The organism is Spirosoma endophyticum (assembly GCF_900112365.1).
Taxonomy (GTDB): Bacteria; Bacteroidota; Bacteroidia; order Cytophagales; family Spirosomataceae; genus Spirosoma; species Spirosoma endophyticum.
Genome location: NZ_FOLQ01000001.1, coordinates 864,076 through 880,379, shown reverse-complemented (window position 1 = coordinate 880,379; position 16,304 = coordinate 864,076). Strand labels below are relative to the sequence as shown.

General features: G+C 50.0%; 16 protein-coding genes. 7 read left to right on the top strand and 9 right to left on the bottom strand.

The window, feature by feature from the left end; translation table 11 throughout:
* Positions 1–3: 3 nt before the first annotated feature.
* The 3 genes from BM202_RS38675 to BM202_RS03415 all read right to left on the bottom strand — a co-directional run bounded on the left by BM202_RS38675 (position 4) and on the right by BM202_RS03415 (position 2,076).
* Complete coding sequence (locus tag BM202_RS38675; RefSeq protein ID WP_262507655.1) at positions 4–135, bottom strand: hypothetical protein; 132 nt, start codon at positions 133–135, stop codon at positions 4–6.
* Between the two features lie 45 nt (positions 136–180).
* On the bottom strand, positions 181–318 hold the full coding sequence (locus BM202_RS38070; protein ID WP_245776501.1) for a hypothetical protein: 138 nt from the start codon (positions 316–318) through the stop codon (positions 181–183).
* A gap of 333 nt (positions 319–651) precedes the next feature.
* Positions 652–2,076, bottom strand: a complete 1,425-nt coding sequence (locus tag BM202_RS03415) for a LamG domain-containing protein (RefSeq protein ID WP_093823043.1) — start codon at positions 2,074–2,076, stop codon at positions 652–654.
* Positions 2,077–2,189: 113 nt separating this feature from the next.
* On the opposite strand from BM202_RS03415, the gene BM202_RS03410 reads away from it, so the two are divergent.
* Positions 2,190–2,396: a hypothetical protein gene (locus tag BM202_RS03410; RefSeq protein ID WP_093823042.1), complete on the top strand. Its 207-nt coding sequence runs from the start codon at positions 2,190–2,192 to the stop codon at positions 2,394–2,396.
* A gap of 201 nt (positions 2,397–2,597) precedes the next feature.
* On the opposite strand, the gene BM202_RS03405 is transcribed toward BM202_RS03410, so the two are convergent.
* Both BM202_RS03405 and BM202_RS03400 read right to left on the bottom strand, forming a co-directional pair.
* A complete protein-coding gene (locus BM202_RS03405; RefSeq protein WP_093823041.1) occupies positions 2,598–3,503 on the bottom strand; it encodes a helix-turn-helix domain-containing protein in 906 nt (301 codons plus the stop codon).
* A gap of 15 nt (positions 3,504–3,518) precedes the next feature.
* The gene (locus BM202_RS03400) at positions 3,519–4,259 is read right to left on the bottom strand and encodes an SDR family oxidoreductase (RefSeq protein WP_093823040.1); all 741 of its coding nucleotides are present in this window, start codon (positions 4,257–4,259) and stop codon (positions 3,519–3,521) included.
* Positions 4,260–4,518: 259 nt separating this feature from the next.
* Here BM202_RS03400 and BM202_RS03395 point away from each other — a divergent pair, with 259 nt between their 5' ends.
* The 5 genes from BM202_RS03395 to BM202_RS03375 all read left to right on the top strand — a co-directional run bounded on the left by BM202_RS03395 (position 4,519) and on the right by BM202_RS03375 (position 8,078).
* On the top strand, positions 4,519–5,505 hold the full coding sequence (locus BM202_RS03395; protein ID WP_093823039.1) for an FAD:protein FMN transferase: 987 nt from the start codon (positions 4,519–4,521) through the stop codon (positions 5,503–5,505).
* Positions 5,506–5,541: 36 nt separating this feature from the next.
* Positions 5,542–6,417: a helix-turn-helix domain-containing protein gene (locus BM202_RS03390; RefSeq protein WP_093823038.1), complete on the top strand. Its 876-nt coding sequence runs from the start codon at positions 5,542–5,544 to the stop codon at positions 6,415–6,417.
* 71 nt (positions 6,418–6,488) lie between these two features.
* Entirely contained in the window at positions 6,489–6,917 is a 429-nt protein-coding gene (locus BM202_RS03385; protein ID WP_093823037.1) for a luciferase domain-containing protein, read from the top strand.
* Entirely contained in the window at positions 6,914–7,537 is a 624-nt protein-coding gene (locus BM202_RS03380; protein WP_093823036.1) for an NAD(P)-dependent oxidoreductase, read from the top strand. The genes BM202_RS03385 and BM202_RS03380 overlap by 4 nt, the downstream gene beginning before the upstream one ends.
* Before the next feature lie 4 nt (positions 7,538–7,541).
* Positions 7,542–8,078, top strand: a complete 537-nt coding sequence (locus tag BM202_RS03375) for a hypothetical protein (RefSeq protein ID WP_093823035.1) — start codon at positions 7,542–7,544, stop codon at positions 8,076–8,078.
* Positions 8,079–8,120: 42 nt separating this feature from the next.
* On the opposite strand, the gene BM202_RS03370 is transcribed toward BM202_RS03375, so the two are convergent.
* The 4 genes from BM202_RS03370 to BM202_RS03355 form a co-directional block, all read right to left on the bottom strand.
* Entirely contained in the window at positions 8,121–10,316 is a 2,196-nt protein-coding gene (locus tag BM202_RS03370; RefSeq protein ID WP_093823034.1) for a PepSY domain-containing protein, read from the bottom strand.
* Positions 10,317–10,372: 56 nt separating this feature from the next.
* On the bottom strand, positions 10,373–10,876 hold the full coding sequence (locus BM202_RS03365) for a DUF2271 domain-containing protein (protein WP_093823033.1): 504 nt from the start codon (positions 10,874–10,876) through the stop codon (positions 10,373–10,375).
* 4 nt (positions 10,877–10,880) lie between these two features.
* On the bottom strand, positions 10,881–12,416 hold the full coding sequence (locus tag BM202_RS03360) for an ankyrin repeat domain-containing protein (protein WP_093823032.1): 1,536 nt from the start codon (positions 12,414–12,416) through the stop codon (positions 10,881–10,883).
* 214 nt (positions 12,417–12,630) lie between these two features.
* Entirely contained in the window at positions 12,631–15,060 is a 2,430-nt protein-coding gene (locus tag BM202_RS03355) for a TonB-dependent receptor (RefSeq protein ID WP_093823031.1), read from the bottom strand.
* 95 nt (positions 15,061–15,155) lie between these two features.
* Here BM202_RS03355 and BM202_RS03350 point away from each other — a divergent pair, with 95 nt between their 5' ends.
* Positions 15,156–16,142 carry a helix-turn-helix transcriptional regulator gene (locus BM202_RS03350; protein WP_093823030.1) on the top strand — a complete coding sequence of 329 codons (987 nt, stop codon included), beginning with the start codon at positions 15,156–15,158 and terminating at the stop codon, positions 16,140–16,142.
* The last annotated feature ends 162 nt before the right edge of the window (positions 16,143–16,304 follow it).

Below are 16,304 nucleotides of genomic sequence, written 5' to 3'. Positions count from 1 at the left end.
TAGCTACCCGGTAACTTCCCGCGTGGCGATTACCAGTTGGCCCGGCGCAACTTCTCCGGCTGTATCATCCGAATTCTCCGACGGGGTTATTTCGATTAGGGTACGAATCAGGAACTCGGTGGCCGTGCCGGTCATGGCCGCCAGATCATCGTGCGAGTGCTGGATCAGCGCATCAGGTTGCTAATTGTAAAGGCGAAGCAACGTATTGGCTACTCGACGCCGAAGCGAGTTGTAGGCCCTGCTGAGACGTTGGGCTTCCCGAAAGATTAGTTTTTCGCCAATGCAGTTCTCAATCGTATGGGGATAGCTGATGTTCATGATAACGTTTATTTTGTTAATGGTTATTGGAAAGAGTTTATGACGTCAAAGGTTGACCGTCTCCGACGAGAAATCAACGGAAAATCCGACGAAACGGAAAAAGCATTCGTTCGGTGAAGCGGGTACAAAACACGAAACAGGCCAGCTCATGCAAACGCTGTAAGTGGGGGTAACCGGATAGTTCTTTAATTACTCAGCTTTACCTGGCTCGTTTTCCTGCCCGAACGAGGCTATAGAGTACAATCTTCATACGCTTAGTAATAAGCTTACCTCAGCAGACTACTCCGCTGGGCGTCACACTGGCTAAAGAGACCCCATCTGCCAATTGAATACTCACTCTTTTGTAAATTCTTTAGTGTCAGTTCCCTGGCGTAGGACCACCTTTTGATGGATTGGGTCAAATTCAAACGCAGCACTGGATGGGGCATATAAGAAGGTGTGATGGCCTAACGCCTGCAGATCTAACCCGTCCTGACTCCCTACCTGGACCCGAAGGGCTTTGTCCTTTTTAGAAAAACGCAGTGTAAAGTTTAATTCTGCATTGTAGTACGTTCCTTCGTAAGGCGATACATCCAGCGTGGCCAGTTCATTTGCTAACGAAAGGATACGTGTCACCTGCCCGGTGGCGAGTATATGGTTCGTGCTTTCTAGGCGGGCCATCAGACCCCAGCCATAAAAATCGTTTGCTACGCCAATCAACAGATCATTTTCGCCGGTCTTGAGGTTGAGCGGAACCGTAGCATTCTGGATGGAAATCCGACCATCCGGATATTTGCGCATATTATATTGATATAAGTTCTTGTCGACCAGCACCATCTGATGGTTCAGAAAAACCCATATTTCGTCGCTAAACCCCAGTTGCAGGTTGGTTTTAATCGCTTCCTGTGCGACAAGGTTGGTTCGCAGCCAGACGACTCGTCGCGTCGAACTGGCGCCATATTTACGGGTCAGGTTCAGTAAACCGCGCCGTTCCGCTACGATACTATCAGTGAACTGGTCGGGGATGGGTAACTGACGAACGGATAGTTCATGCCCATCGGGCAACGCCTGGGGGGTGGATACCGCCCAATTTCGCAGATAATTGGGATCATGGTTGGTTAAATCAGGGGTAGCTAGTGAACTCACATCGTCCACTACGTTAGGCCTCACTTGCAAGTTAGCCAGGTACGAAGCCCCCTCAAAGGCAATACTACCCTGACGTGAGTTGGCTTCCAACTTAGGAATGTCGAGTACCGCTTGCGGAGCCTGATTGAGAAAGACCTGTAGCCGACTGCCCGAAATAACCAGCTTGACATGGTTCCATTCCCCCGGCTTCAGCAGCGCCGGGGCCTGGTATTCCGGGTACAAATCCCAAAGGTTGACTCCCCCAACGTAGGGGCTGTACTGGATGCCGTCGTTGGCCAGCGGATTCATCGTACTATTGGTGCGTAGATAAACAATCTCCTGTTCATTTTGATCGAGCCGATGGAAGTATATTGACTGGGCTGACTCAGGTCGAATCGGTTCCAGGTCAAACTCAATCGTTCCGTCCTGGAAGACGACTTCATTGAGGACGACGGCTCCTGCCTGTTGAGCGAGCCGCATGGTCTTTTGACCTTTGTAATCCATAAAATCAACTTTCCCCGCTTGGAATGTCCAGTGCATCGGCGTAAGGGGAATAAAGTAGTCCTGGCGTTTCGATGCCAGGGACGGTTTATTTTTTTGCGCCAGACTTTGGGTTACCAGCAAAATGAGCAGCATCGAGAGTACCTTTTTCATTACTAATTAGTCATCTGAGTTTGGCCAAAGATGGTAATGAGCAAAATAATAACGGGGTTCAAACGGGAGTCAAGTTTGATTCAAGTTGAGTTCACGGCTTAGTTATCGTATTCTTGCTGGATACGTCCCTTTTACCGGTCGCTATCGCTAACCTGAAAGCCCAGGTGTGTTTCCAACTGGGCTGGGGTGCTACCTATGGTTTTGAAACGGTGGTAACGAGTACGTACGGCCAGCGAGTTAATGCTTGTCAGCGGGTTAAAGTCTTGTTAGAGGCCAAGAATGCTATTTCAATTGTGCATCTGATCAATTCGGGAGTATAGGCGATTGCTACGTAGGCGCCTATGGTTATGATGCCTACCGCCGAGCCATCAAGCCGATATGTTGTCAGCCTGGTGAGTGGACTCAACTAAACGTGATCTGTTACTGTCCAACGTTATCCGTAGCCGGCAGAATCCAAAAGGTGGCAAAAGGACAGCAAATAGGCATAAATTTAGTTGGGAGCAGGGGTCTTCGGCCGCTTGTCAATTGAATGATTGTCGGAAGGCGTTGGGGGATGAATTAGTCAATCGTTTAAATAATTTGTTGAAGGACTGGGGGTGTTCGAAGCCCAGCTGATAAGCAATTTCGGCTATGCGCAGACGGCTGGTGCTCAGCATAGTTTTGGCCTTTTCGATCAATTGTTGATGGATGTGTTGCTGCGTAGTTTGGCCGGTTAGTGACCTGAGCATATCGGTCAGGTACCTGGGCGAAACCTGTAAGTGGTCCGCCACTTGCTGCACCGTTGGCAATCCACTCGAATCGTTTTCAAAGTGCCCGGATAAGTACTGATCCAGTTGACTGATTAAATCATGGTGAACTGCCTGGCGGGTGAGGAACTGCCGATTATAAAAACGGTTACTATGGTTAAGTAATAATTCGATTTGTGACACCAGCACATCCTGGCTAAACGCATCAATATTATTTTCCAGTTCGGTGGCTATGCTTTCGAACAGGCTGGCTACAATATTTTTCTCCTTGTCTGACAGAAATAACGCTTCGTTTACCGCGTAATTGAAAAACCCATATCGTTGGATATGCTTACCTAATGAATAATTGCGGATCAGATCAGCATGAAAATAAAGCGTATAACCATCATTGCTCGCTGCCTCACCAGACAGGGTGACTAACTGGTTTGGTGCTAAAAAGGCCAGGCCACCTTCGTCAAAATCATAATAACCCTGGCCGTATTTGACCTGTCCTTTGTACTCTTTTTTGAAAGAGATCTTATAAAAATCTATCAGGAAACTCCGGCCGGCGTGTTCGCGGTTGAGCTTCACGGCGTCGTAACTCACCAGTGCCACCAAAGGATGCCGAGGCTTGGCAATACCCATGCTCCGCGTTAATTCGGAAATACTTCTAAAAACAGTAACTTGACTTATAGCGTCCATGGGATGAAGTTAAGATTAATCCTGCATAGTGGGGCGGATGACGATATCACCTACATCCACATGGGCTGGCTGACTAATGGCGTAAGCCACAGCGCCCGCAATGGAATCGGGTGAGATCGCGATCCTGGCGATTTTTTCCTGGATAGCTGTTTTTGCTGCCTCGTCCTTTATATGATCAGCTAACTCGGTATTGACAAAACCCGGCGAGATTCCGGTGACTCGGTAAGCCCCGCCCGATTCCTGCCGCAAGGCCTCTGTGAGGGTACGAACTGCGTTCTTAGTGCCTGCGTATACTCCTTGCAGGGGAACTATCTTGATGCCGGATGTCGATAGTATATTGATGACATGACCTGAGCCCTGCCTTTTAAAAACCGGCAAAGCAGCGGCAATGCCATACAAAGTTCCTTTGAGATTGACGTCGATCATTTCATCCCACTCCTCCACCTGCAAATCATCCATCCTCGATAGTCGACTGATACCTGCGTTATTGACGATTACATCTAAACGTCCGTAAGTCTGGCAAGCCAAATCAACCAACCGAACCAAATCATTGCGTAGTTTAATGTCAATGACTACGAATACGGCTTCACCACCGGCTGCTTTGATCCGGTCGGTCAATGCTTTCAACCGGTTTGATCGCCTGGCGGCTAATACGACTTTAGCACCTTGTGCGGCAAGCATAACGGCTGTCGCTTCGCCAATTCCGCTGCTGGCACCCGTTATAGCGACTACTTTTCCTTCAATGTTATTTTTCATCCGACAAAGCTCGGCCAACGCGTTAAGCAAAAATTAGCCTAAACCGTATACTATGTAGCCTGAGTTACAAAACAGGGATGTAGTCGCATCGGCGAATAACCAATTCACCCGATTACTCAAGATAGCTTCTTAAGAATGCAACGGAGTTGATCGTTAATACAACAAGGTAAGGACCTGTTAAGTAGACTTTGCGCGATTACACCTGCTTTTTTCACGATCATTCGTCGTTATCAATGCGAATACGTTCGATTTTTGTTGCATGAAAACTACAGTTCTGCTGTTACTTATTTTATCGGGGTTCAGTACTACGGCCCAAGTGTTGCGAAAAAGAACCGTCAAATTAATGGGCAGTCGGTTTGATATCACCATCGTAGCCGCCGATTCACTGACCGCCGAACGAAATATCGACACGGTGATTGCCGAGGTTACGCGGATCGAGAATTTAATCTCTGACTGGAGAGCTGATTCGCAAATTTCGCGGGTCAATAAAAATTCGGGGGTCGGTCCGGTTCGGGTAGACCCCGAAGTGTTTGCCTTAACGGAGCGGGCGCTTCAGTTCTCCAAAATCACAAACGGAGCGTTCGATATAAGTTTTGCTGCGATGGACCGGATCTGGAAATTCGACGGCTCCATGACGGAAATGCCCAGTCCGGAAGCAGTCAGGAAATCGGTGGAGAAGGTGGGGTATCAGCATATCATACTAGATAAGGAGAAATCCACCATTTTTCTGGAGAGAAAAGGCATGAAGATTGGCTTTGGTGCGCTAGGCGAAGGATATGCTGCCGATCGCTGCCGCGATATGATGCTGGCCAGAGGCATCAAAGCTGGTATCGTCAACGGATCGGGCGATATGAGTACCTGGGGCAAACAACCCGACGGGAGTCCCTGGGCCATTGGCATCACCAATCCACTACGTAACGACACCGTTTTCGCCGTTGTCCCATTACGACAGAGTGCCGTAGTGACCTCCGGGAGTTACGAAAAATTCGTGGTATTTAATGGTAAGCGCTACGCCCACATCATCAACCCCAGCACCGGCTATCCAGCCACTGGCGTGAGCAGCGTAACGGTTTTTGGCCCCAGCGCCGAAGTGGCTAACGGGTTCAGTACGTCGCTGATGGTGCTGGGCAAAGAGGCCGGATTGAAACTGATCAAAAAATACCCGCAATACACGTACATCCTGATTACCGACGAGGGGCAGATTTTCTCCTCTCCCCGCCTGGGTCTGAAAATGCATAGTTTGTAATTCTACAAAAACACACCTTTTTTCCAAAACAGATCCTTGGAACCCAAGCTATTTCCTACCTACCACATCCACGATTTTTTAAAGCCGCGGGACCGTGGCGATTTTGACATCAGCCGCTACGAGGAAATGGACGATCCGGAACACCTCGTCTTCCCACATAAGCATGCTTTTTATGAAGTCATGTTTATCACAGACGGTTACTCCCGCCAGAAAATTGACTACGTCGACTACCATATCAAACCCAATAGCCTGTTTTTGATTTCGCCGGGGCAACTGCACCAATGGCAGGAAACGGAAGACATCGCGGGCTTTTCGTTACTGTTCACCGAAGCTTTTTTCCTTCACTATCAGCCCGACAAAAACAAGCTCTTTGAACTGAGTTACCTGGATGATGTGCATTCAAATCCTTACCTGCACCTAACGGGCGAAGAGGCCGGAGAAGTCCAGCTATTACTACAACTATTGCATACGGAGTACCACCGTTACGAGCCGTCGAGAGCCATGCTGGCCTCGTTACTGAATGTTTTCCTACTGACCGTGCAGCGCTACGTCAGCCGGAATAAGTCTACTCCGGCACCCGCCCAGATCGTGCTTTATAAGCGTTTTTATACGTTGCTGGCCGCTGAGCTTGGCAACCATCACACCGTATCGTACTACGCTGATCGCCTGCACGTAACGCCCGACCACCTGAATAAACTAGTGAAGGCCGTTACGGGTATTCCCGCGAGCGCCGTCATCCGGCAGCGCCTGGTGCTTGAGGCTAAACAATTGCTTTCCTTTACCGATACGAGTATTGCTGAAGTTGCCAGTGCGCTGGGCTGGGACGACCCCGCCTACTTCGCCAGGGTCTTTAAGCAAGAGACTAAAGTAACGCCACTGCACTTTCGTCGGCAGATGCAGGATTTGTCCTGAAAAAGGCGGCATTCTTCCTGCAATAGATGGCGGACTATGGGCAGTTTTGCATCATCAAACATCTATTGTTTATGACACTGGAAGAAAAAGGCCCAATTAGTCCGCCACCCCCATTTGCCCTCCCTATACAAACCGTATCTGACGCCCTGCAAACCTGGGGTGGCCTCACCGCAGCTGCCCACTGGGACTTGTACGACACCGCACTAGTAGATGGGGCCGACTTCTACGTGGGTCAGGAGGAGCTTGGACACATTCATTTAAACGGTGATGTGCACCTGGCTACCATCAATGAACTGCGTAAGCCACTCGTAGAAGCAGGACTGGCGCAGCGTTTCCCCTTCGGCGGAGAATACGAAGGCTGGGTGCTTTACCACATCCAGTCGGCCGAAACAGCCCGGCATGCCATCTGGCTCTTTCACCTGAACTACCTGCGGCTAACCGGTACACCCCTGGCCGACATTATCAACCTGATCAGCAATCACAAACACGAAATAAGATGAGCAAAAATATTTTAATTTTCGGCGCTACAGGCCTCCTGGGCAGGCACCTGGTAAAGGCAAGTCTGAAGGCGGGTCATACCGTATCCGTTTACATCCGCCAGGCTGATTACAGCGAACCGACCGTAACCGTGATACAGGGTGAACTGAGCGATGAGCAAAAAATCAGCGATGCCGTACAGGGGGCAGACATTATTATATCATCGGTGGGCAATCGCGATTATGCTGACCCAACAAAGGTGGTAGCTCCGCTAGCTAAGCAACTGGCCAAAGCAGTTCGTGAATCGCAACGGCTGATTCTGATTAGCGGCTCCGGCCTTACCCTGCACAACCACAATACCCTGCGCCGTGACTTACCCGGCCAGCCGGCGTTTCTGAAGCACCAGCGCGAGGATCATTGGGAAGCCTACACCCATGTAGCCCCGCTGGATATAGACTATCTGTTTGTTTGCCCAACCATGATTGTTGACGGCGAAGCCGATGGCGCTTATCTGGCCCAGGAAATCTATTTCCCGGCCTCAACACAAAAGCAAATTACGGCAGGCAACGTAGCGCGGTTTGTCGTGGATGAACTAAGACAGAACCGTTATCATCAGACCCGCGTAGGACTGGCAACTCAATAAGTCTATGCCTACTGCCGACGTACTGGAACTTTTGTTTGCCACCGTGGCGACCATCGTAGCCACACTCACGGGTATCATTGGTGCTTTCTCGACCTTCCGCCTTCAGACGATCAGCAGCGAAATCGGGTTCTTGAAGGGATTTATGCTGGAAAAGAAAGACAGCACTGGCAAGACACTGAATGAGTACATCAAGGGTGATGAGTATCACCTCCTTGAAAAAGTGTATAACCGGACTATGAACGCGGTCGATTTGCTGGCTGAGGTAATTCAGCAGAACCGGCTGCACGAAGCGCTGAATGAATTCCGCTTTGATCTGCAAAACATCCGCACCAATCAGCAACGTTACGACGCAATTAAACGCCTGACTTCATCAGTCTTTATGCGTTCGTTACTGTTTGTGTTCCTGAGTCTATTGTTATTGCTCTTTACGATTGAGATACTGGCGTTGCGGTATGTATGGTTTGTAATCCTGTCCTATTTCCTGCTTACAGGACTGGTGCTTTGGCAGTTTGTCAGGCAGGTGAATCAGCTTATGGACTAAAGAATGATGGTCAACCTTCTACACCTTCTGTTGTAAACCATCCTAATAGCAGTCCATCAGTATCTGGCTGTGCGACTGGTAATGGCTGACGGACTGGCCCAGTTTCGTCTGGCAGATCGTTTCAAGCAGGTCAATAACATCTTTCTGCATCGCCAGCGAACCGCAGATCATCAGTATTCCTTTCATCATCAACGTATTAGTGATGAAATCGGCGTCGTAGGTGAGTAGGTCCGTAACGTATTGTTTCTCGCCTTCCCGCGAATAGGCAATGTGAAGATTCGTAAGTTTTTGAGCCGACTGGCTTTCTTGCAGGAAATCCCGGTAGACGTCGAACGACGTGCTTTGCCGGAAACCACAGTACAAATGACAGGGTATTTGCTGTTTATTCTGGCTGATCATTCCCAGAAACGGAGCGATACCCGTGCCATTGGCAATCATCACGACAACCGGGGCTTTTTTCGGGAAATGGAAATGATCGTTGCTAACGATTCGGGCCCGAATCGTTTCGCCGGGCGTTAACTCGTGTAAAAAACTAGATCCCAGACCGTTTGGGTGCAGCCGCACACTGAGTTGAAGTTCTTTGTTCAATACGCCAATCGAATACAGCCGTTCGCGGTGATCATTGGCCGGATAAATGGCCAGTAAATCGCCTGATGTAACGCCGTTTCTGCGTTTGGTCTGCAAGCGGACAAGAAACGTACCATCGGGTTGTGTAGTGCGGGTGTTATCGGTTACGGTTAGGGTGTCAAGTTTGGGAGCCGGGACTTTTAGCAAGTCCGACGAAACGGGCATCGGTAAATCAGTTTGCTGCGACCAGGCTTCAGCCCACAAACCGAACTCATCTGGCGATCGATCATTGACGGTGTGAATATCGACCAGCGGAACTGCCCAGGGCTGCCGGGAAAGCAACTGATTGGCCTCAAACGCAAACTTGCAAAAATCGGGATAGGCGTGTGATCCGAAGCCAATGACTGAATAGCGTATCGGCTGAGGTTGCGGATATTTTTCCAGCAGGCTGTCAAACCGTTTGGCGTTAGTCGGCGCATCGCCGAGTCCATACGTAGCGGTCAACGCAATCAGATACTCGGCTTTAGGGAAAACGGCGTAGTTGTTAAACTCAGTCAGGAACGATTTTTCGCCCTGTTTGAGTAACTGCTGATGAATAATCTGCGCAAAGCGAAACGTGCTGCCGTTCTCTGATCCAACTAAGATAATAAACTGGCTCTCATCGGCTGAGTACTTGTTTTTGGTGCGGTTAGCCCGTCGTTTTAAGGTAATGGCAAACCCGGAGTAGATGAAAAAGAGGATATTTCCCGAAGCCACAGCCAGAATAATGGCCCATATACTACTTGCCCGGCCGGTGTGCAGATCCAGACTCAGGTTGGTCAGTAGGACGGCGGTGGGGTATCGGTTTTCGCTGAGAATGTCGCCCGTAAGTTGGTTGACCGTTAGTTCGCGGTCTCTGAGTTTCAGCGTGTAGTAGTCTTCGACGTCTTCCGAAAATGGGAATTCGATGCTTTGTACCTCCGCCAGCTTTGTCTGTTTAAAAATCGCAACGTCAGTCAGTTTTCGTTCCGGCTTTGACTGAATCGCATCGAAGTCGATTTTAGGTGTAATTTTCTCCTCACCAACCAGGCCGAAGCGGGCTAATGAAAGATACGTACCCGATAACGCAATAACGAAAATGGGAATCAACGACAGCCGTCCTAGCACGACGTGGTAATATTGAGCAAAGTTGTCACGGACAATTCGGGTAAAGAACCGTTTGACCCCCCGCTGCCGCTGGATGATCAGCATAGTGCCGGAAACCGTAATCAGTAGCAGCAGAAACGCGGTGAGGCCAATGAAGAACCGACCGGCTTCGTGCAGAAAAAGGGACCGGTGCAGGGCGGTGACCCACTGGAAAAATTCATGTTGCGGAGCAGGCGTACCCAGCATTTTGCCCGTCTGCGGGTCGATGTAAGCGGTCAGGTTTTTGCCGTCCGCATCGCTTCCCTTGATCTGTACAAACTGGTTGGCGTCAACGCTCAACTCACTGATTTCAGCGTAGTTTTTTTTGAGAACGGGCAGCGTCTGGGCAAGGGTAAGCTGGCTAAAATTATCGACCCGATAAGGCTGAAGTTTCTGCGATATGGGTTCAAAAGCCAGAATGATCCCCGTTATGGAGGCCAGTGTCAGTAAAAGAAAAGAAGATACAGCCAGGGCTAAGTGGCTGTATCTCCAAACAGAAATGGTCATAAAGCAGACGCCTGTCAAGTAGGACAACGTGGTTGGCACAACGTGGTTAACACAACTCAGTTGCTGGTGTTGGGGCTAAAGCGTACGTAGCGGATGTAGCCTGTACCCTCGCTTTTGGCGGAGAGGGCTTCCGTCGTCAGCGGAATTTCAAGGTCTTTCGCGTGATCTTCCTTGTCCTCCACGGCACTTTCGAACCGTAGTTTGTAATCCTTATTGAGTTTCGAGTTGTCGATTTCCAGCACGATAACGCTACGATCTCCGCCCGCCACCGACGCTCCACTGATGGCGCTGATGTTGGGCGTTTTTTTGCCCAGTGCCTTGTACCATGTTTTTACATCCGGATACCATTTTTTGTCGGAGCCGAGCACATACAGGGTTTTCTCGTAGGCCCCTTTTCCGTTCATGAGTGAAACGGCGATATACGCTTTTTCACCCATGTAGTTGGTCATCTGGATCATGCACTTATACTGAGCGGTGGCTGGTTGTTGAGCCAGCGAAGCGGATGATCCGGCGACGGTCAGGGCCAGGACTAATAAGCCACTTTTAGGCAAAAAAGACATAGTCTTATTTCAGAAAGTTAACGGATATGTTGCTTTTAGACAGCGATTCGTTCTCGCTGGCCAGGTCGAAAGCAGTTTCTTTAAAGCTGGTGGGAATATCTTTTTTAGCCCCGATCGATAGCAGGTATTTCAGCATGGCATCGTCTTTGGACACCATAGCCGCTTTGTGCAGCGCGGTGATTCCCTCTTTGTTACGGGCGTTTACGTCGATCTGGAGGGGCTCCAGCCGTTTCACCAGCGCCAGGTCATTCTTGGCAACCGCCAGGTGATACAACGTATTCCCATTCTTCTGGGGAGCCTTGACATCGAGCCCTTTTTCCTGAAGCAGGTTCAATTTCGCCGTAAAGTCATCGGTTCGTGGGCCACCCTCTGGCCGCTGTCCACCGTCCGGGCGAGGACCGCCTTCGGGTCGGGGACCATTGGGTGCGTTGTTGGCCAACACCAGGTAAGCGGCCAGGTTATCGCCGTTGTTGTCGGTTACCGTAACGTCGGCCCCTTTAGTCAGCAAGTAACTTACTACCTCGGGCGAATTGCCACGTACGGCCATCGCCAGCGCTGTTGCGCCTTTCTGGTTGGCCTGATTGATATTTTTTACCTTCGGCATCAGCATGTCCAGCACCGTAACGTCGCGATTCGATGCGGCTGCGTTCATGAACACCGTATTGCCTTCCTCATCAGCCTGATTGATGTCGACTCCTTTATCCAGAAAATGCTGGATGATTTCATTCTGTTTGGGTCTGCGGACAAGGGCGTGCAGGACGTTTTCTCCAGCCTTGTTGGTCACGGTTGGTTTGATACCCAGACTCTCCAGATACTGGAACACCTCAATGGTATTCGCCCCCCGGCGTCCGCCCTGGCTGGCCATGATCAGCGCATTGCCGTTTACTGGTACTCCACGTTGCTGGAGTGCTTTCAGTACGTCGATATTACCACTTCTGGCGGCATAACTAAAGGCGTTGTTCCCCGCGGCATCTGTACTTTTCAGATCCAGCCCTTTTGAGGTAAAATAATCGGTTAGTTTCAGATCCTTGTCGTTGGCAACTGCAACCAGCAGCGCATTGGCCCCGTCGTGGTTGAGATCTTTCTTGAGGTTAGCCCCATTGGCTAAGCAGAGATCAAAAACTTTCGTATTCGACTGTCCGCCCGCTGCCGCAAAGTTCAGGGGCGTCATACCGTGGCTATCCTCAACCGTTGTTTTGGCCCCTTTGGCAATCAGCGCTTCCATAATCTCCACATTTCCCCGGTTGGCGGCCCAGTGCAGATAGGTACGGCTGTCGTGAGTCACTTTGTTGACGTCGTTTCCGGGTTGCGCCAACAGATACGTGATCGTCTCGGTGGGTGCCTGGGCATTGATCGCCATCACAACGGGATCAAAACTCATTGGATTGAACTGCGACGGGCTGTTCCCTTTCTCGACTTCCGCTTTGACCTGGCTCACCTCCGGCTTAGCTTGCCAGAACGACTGGTCCAGCAGCACGTTTTTCTGGGCCTGAACAGAGAAGCTAATGCCTGCCAGGAGAGCGAAAACTATTTTTTTCATACGGATATACTTAAGTTGAAATGCTGATACAACGTGTCTAGGCACTGAGGGAATTCAAACGGGTTGCAAATTAATAAGATTAAGTCTAAATAAGATGATGCGCTACTGCCAAATTTGAAAGATCCTACAAATCAGTGAACGAGTAATACGTTTAAAACACGTCCTGCCTTCATGTCGACATGAAGGCAGGACGTGTTTTAGCGCTACGGGTTATTTATTTAAACCGGTAGGATACTGTCGCTGTAAACTGCCGGGGCGGAATCGGCATGATGCTGTAGCGGTCGTGAATCAGGAAATTCAACGTATTGGTGATGTTCGACACCTTGGCCAGCAACGAAATCTTCCGGAAACCATACCCGGCCGATACGTCGAATGTCGTGAAACCCGTCAGCGGAATCAGGCGACTAAACTCCGGAGTTTGTCCGTACGTATTGTTGTTACCACCAAACCGATTGCCCGTGTAAAAAGCGGACGCCCCCAACTTTAGGCCCCGCAGTTGCGGTAGATCAAAGGTGTAGAAAATAGTGGCATTCGCGGTATGGGCCGGATTGTTGGTCAGCCGTTCGCCCTCGATGGGGGAGCCCTTCACGAGCGATGCTTTGGTATACCGCATGTAATTGTAGCCGTAACCGGTGATGAAATAGAAGTTCTTCGATAGATTCCCCGTCAGGTCTATTTCCAGTCCGTCGCTGGTGGTCTGACCGGTAAACTCCTTCACGTTCGCGTCGGCGTTGGCCGTGCCGTCGGCTTTAAGCGGAGCCATCTGGGCAAAATTGCTGTTTACAATGTGGTAAACACCAAGGTTGGCCGTAATCCGACCGTTGAACAGTTCATTTTTGACACCCGCTTCAAACTGATCAACAATGGAAGGCTTCAGGAGTTGCCCGTAAATGTCGACCCCCGAGTTGATAGTGAAGTTGTTTGCGTAGCTACCGAAAAACGAGGTGGTTTTGATGGGCTGATACAGCAGCGCCACTTTTGGCGAAAAGGCTGCATCGGTTTTGGTTTCGGCGGCACCCCGTGTTTCGGCCTGGGTCAGCAGATTCAGGACAGTTGTCTGCACGGTTTTTTGCTGCGACCACCGAACACCCGCCAGAATTTTAAACTTATCGGTCAGGCTAATCAAATCCTGGACATAAAAACCAAGCCGTGTCGAGGGTGAAGTTGTCCGGGTCGTTGCGGTGGCATCGGGAATGTCGGTGCGGGCTTCGTAGAGGTTCGGATTCAGGATATTGATTTTATCGTAGGACGTTTTACCCGTTCCGTAATTAACCGTGAAGGCCGTGCTTTTGCTCACGATACCCACTACGTCGCTACCGACCAACAGTTGGTGCCCAATCGAGCCCGTATTAAATCGACCATTCAGATTTACCTGGCCAGTGTAATCGGCCTCGCTGGTCATGGTCCGGCTAAGCGTACGCGTCCAGTCGCCCGTAGCCGACACGTTATTGTTGGGAACGCCTGATCCGTAGGCGCTTACGTCAGTGTCCTGCTCGGAAGCAATGACGGTTAATTTCCAGTTGTTGTTAAACGCATGGTCGATGTTCGTCGACAGAGACGTCTGTTTTACGTTGTTATACGCCCAGGATGTATTGATGAACCGCGACCGGGGCACATTGGGAATAATGGCATCCTGGTTTAAGTTCAACGAACCAACGCCGTTATCGGGCGTGAAATCCGCCTTCAGGTAATCACCCTGCACTAAAATGGTGGTTTTTTGCCCCAGTTTGTAGAGCAGAGACGGATTGACGTAGACCCGGTTCGTTTTCACGACATCCCGGTAACTGTTCGACTGCTCGTAGGTACCCACGACGCGAAACGCCAGATTTTTGGCCAGTGGTCCATACACATCGACAATCGGTTTGTAGAGGCCAAAGCTGCCCACCCGCATCGAGACTTCACCGCCAAAATCGAACTTAGGCTTCTTCGTAACCATGTTGATGATCAGACCACCCGATACGTTGCCATAGAGCAGGGCCGAACTCCCTTTTAACACTTCCACCGACTCCAGCGTACTGGCTTCGGGAAAGCCCATTGTGTTGGACACGACCCCGTTTTTGAAAATATTACCGCCCGCGCCGGCAATACCAATGCTATAGCCGCGGGCCGAAAACGTTTCGGCAACACCACCCCGTTGCTGAGTGAGCGATACGCCACTTACGTTTTTCAGTACGTCGCCCAGGCGGGACGCCTGCTGGTTGGCGATGACCACACTGCTTACCACACCCGTCATCTGGGGAAGATCCAGTGGTGCAATGGCGGCTTTTCCAAGTGTAACCACCTGGTTATTACCCGTTACTTCAACTTCGCTTAACTGAGACGCACTTTCGGCCAATGCAAAGTCGACTGAAGCGGCCTGACCCGCCTGTACGGATACCGTCTTTTCCTGGGTTTGGAGGCCCACAAACGTTATCTGAAGCGTATACGTACCGGGATTTATTCCTTTCAATTGATAGGTTCCCTCTTCAGTGGTCACTGTGCCTTTGCGGGTCTCTTTCAAGCTGACGTTAACAAAGGCGGCTGGATTGCCATCGCTGGTTTTCACGATGCCACGAATGGAGCCCTGAGTTTGAGCGAATAACGATAGACTGGATACAATGACCAGACTAAAGCACAGAACAGAAATAAGATATATGTTTTTCATTTATTTAGATTAATTCTATTTTAGTGCAAATTTGTAGGCTGAATGAGTAGCATAGGTATCGAAAATGGGAGAATTGCTATCGGAATCGGGCTGTTATGGAAATATTTATAAAAGCTAAAGGAACTGACACATTATTACGTCGGGAGGAGTTGGCGGGCACTAATGAGCTACTTGAGCCTTTTCAGGAGAAGCACGTCCGAATTCAGCACGAGTCGATCGGCTGTATCACCGACACGCAGATTACAACAAGTAATTTTTTTATAGCGCACTGTAGTTTTCAACTCTGCCAGCCTGTCCAGTTACTGAAGGAAGTCGAAGAGGAAATTATCCAACTGGATTTTGCGTTGCGGGGTGATTGTCAGGCGCAACTGGGAAAAAAAATGGCTCGCCAGCATTTTTCAACGGGTCAGCATAACATCAGTTACCTGCCTGCGTCAAAAAGCGTTTATGAGTATGGAGCGTCCACCCAGTCGTTGGAGTATACTGTAGTCGTGATTCCCAAAGACGTTTACGCCCGCCTGGTCCCGGTTGAAAGTGATTTACATCGACAGCTTTTTACCCAAATTGCCCAGCAGAAAGCTGCCTATCTGAGTGCTAAAAACCTCCCTATTACCCCCGCCATGGATTGGATCATTCGGGATATGCGGGCCAGCCAGCGGACAGGTATCCTGAAGCGGCTATTTCTGGAATCCAGAGTAACGGAACTGCTTATGCTACAACTGGAGCAAATGCAGGGGACTAAGCCCATTGGCTTTTCGTCAAAAAAAGAGGATACCCGTAAAATACAGGAAGCCTGTGAACTGTTAAATAGCGCTTATGTCAACCCACCCACAATTGTTGAGTTAGCGAAACTGGTAGGCCTGAATGAATTTAACCTGAAGCGGGGCTTCAAAGCCCAGTTCGGGACGACCATTCTGGGGTATGTTACCCAACGGCGGATGAACGACGCCCGACGTTTGTTGCTGGAAGGTGAGAAAACCATCAGCGAGGTTTCCTACTGGGTAGGTTACAAAAACCCGGCCCATTTTACCGTTGCCTTTAAAAACTACTTTGGCCTGCTGCCCAGCGCTATGCGAACGTAGTGGAACAGGGCATGCCTAATACTAGTCGAACTTTACAGGCACGGTGGCTAGCACAGGAGGGACGTATGAATAGCGACTACTTCGATTGCATGCGGTATTCATACGCTGCGCCAAGCTGATTTCCTTCGCATACTTCGCTCGATAATCGAGTGGTAACACGCC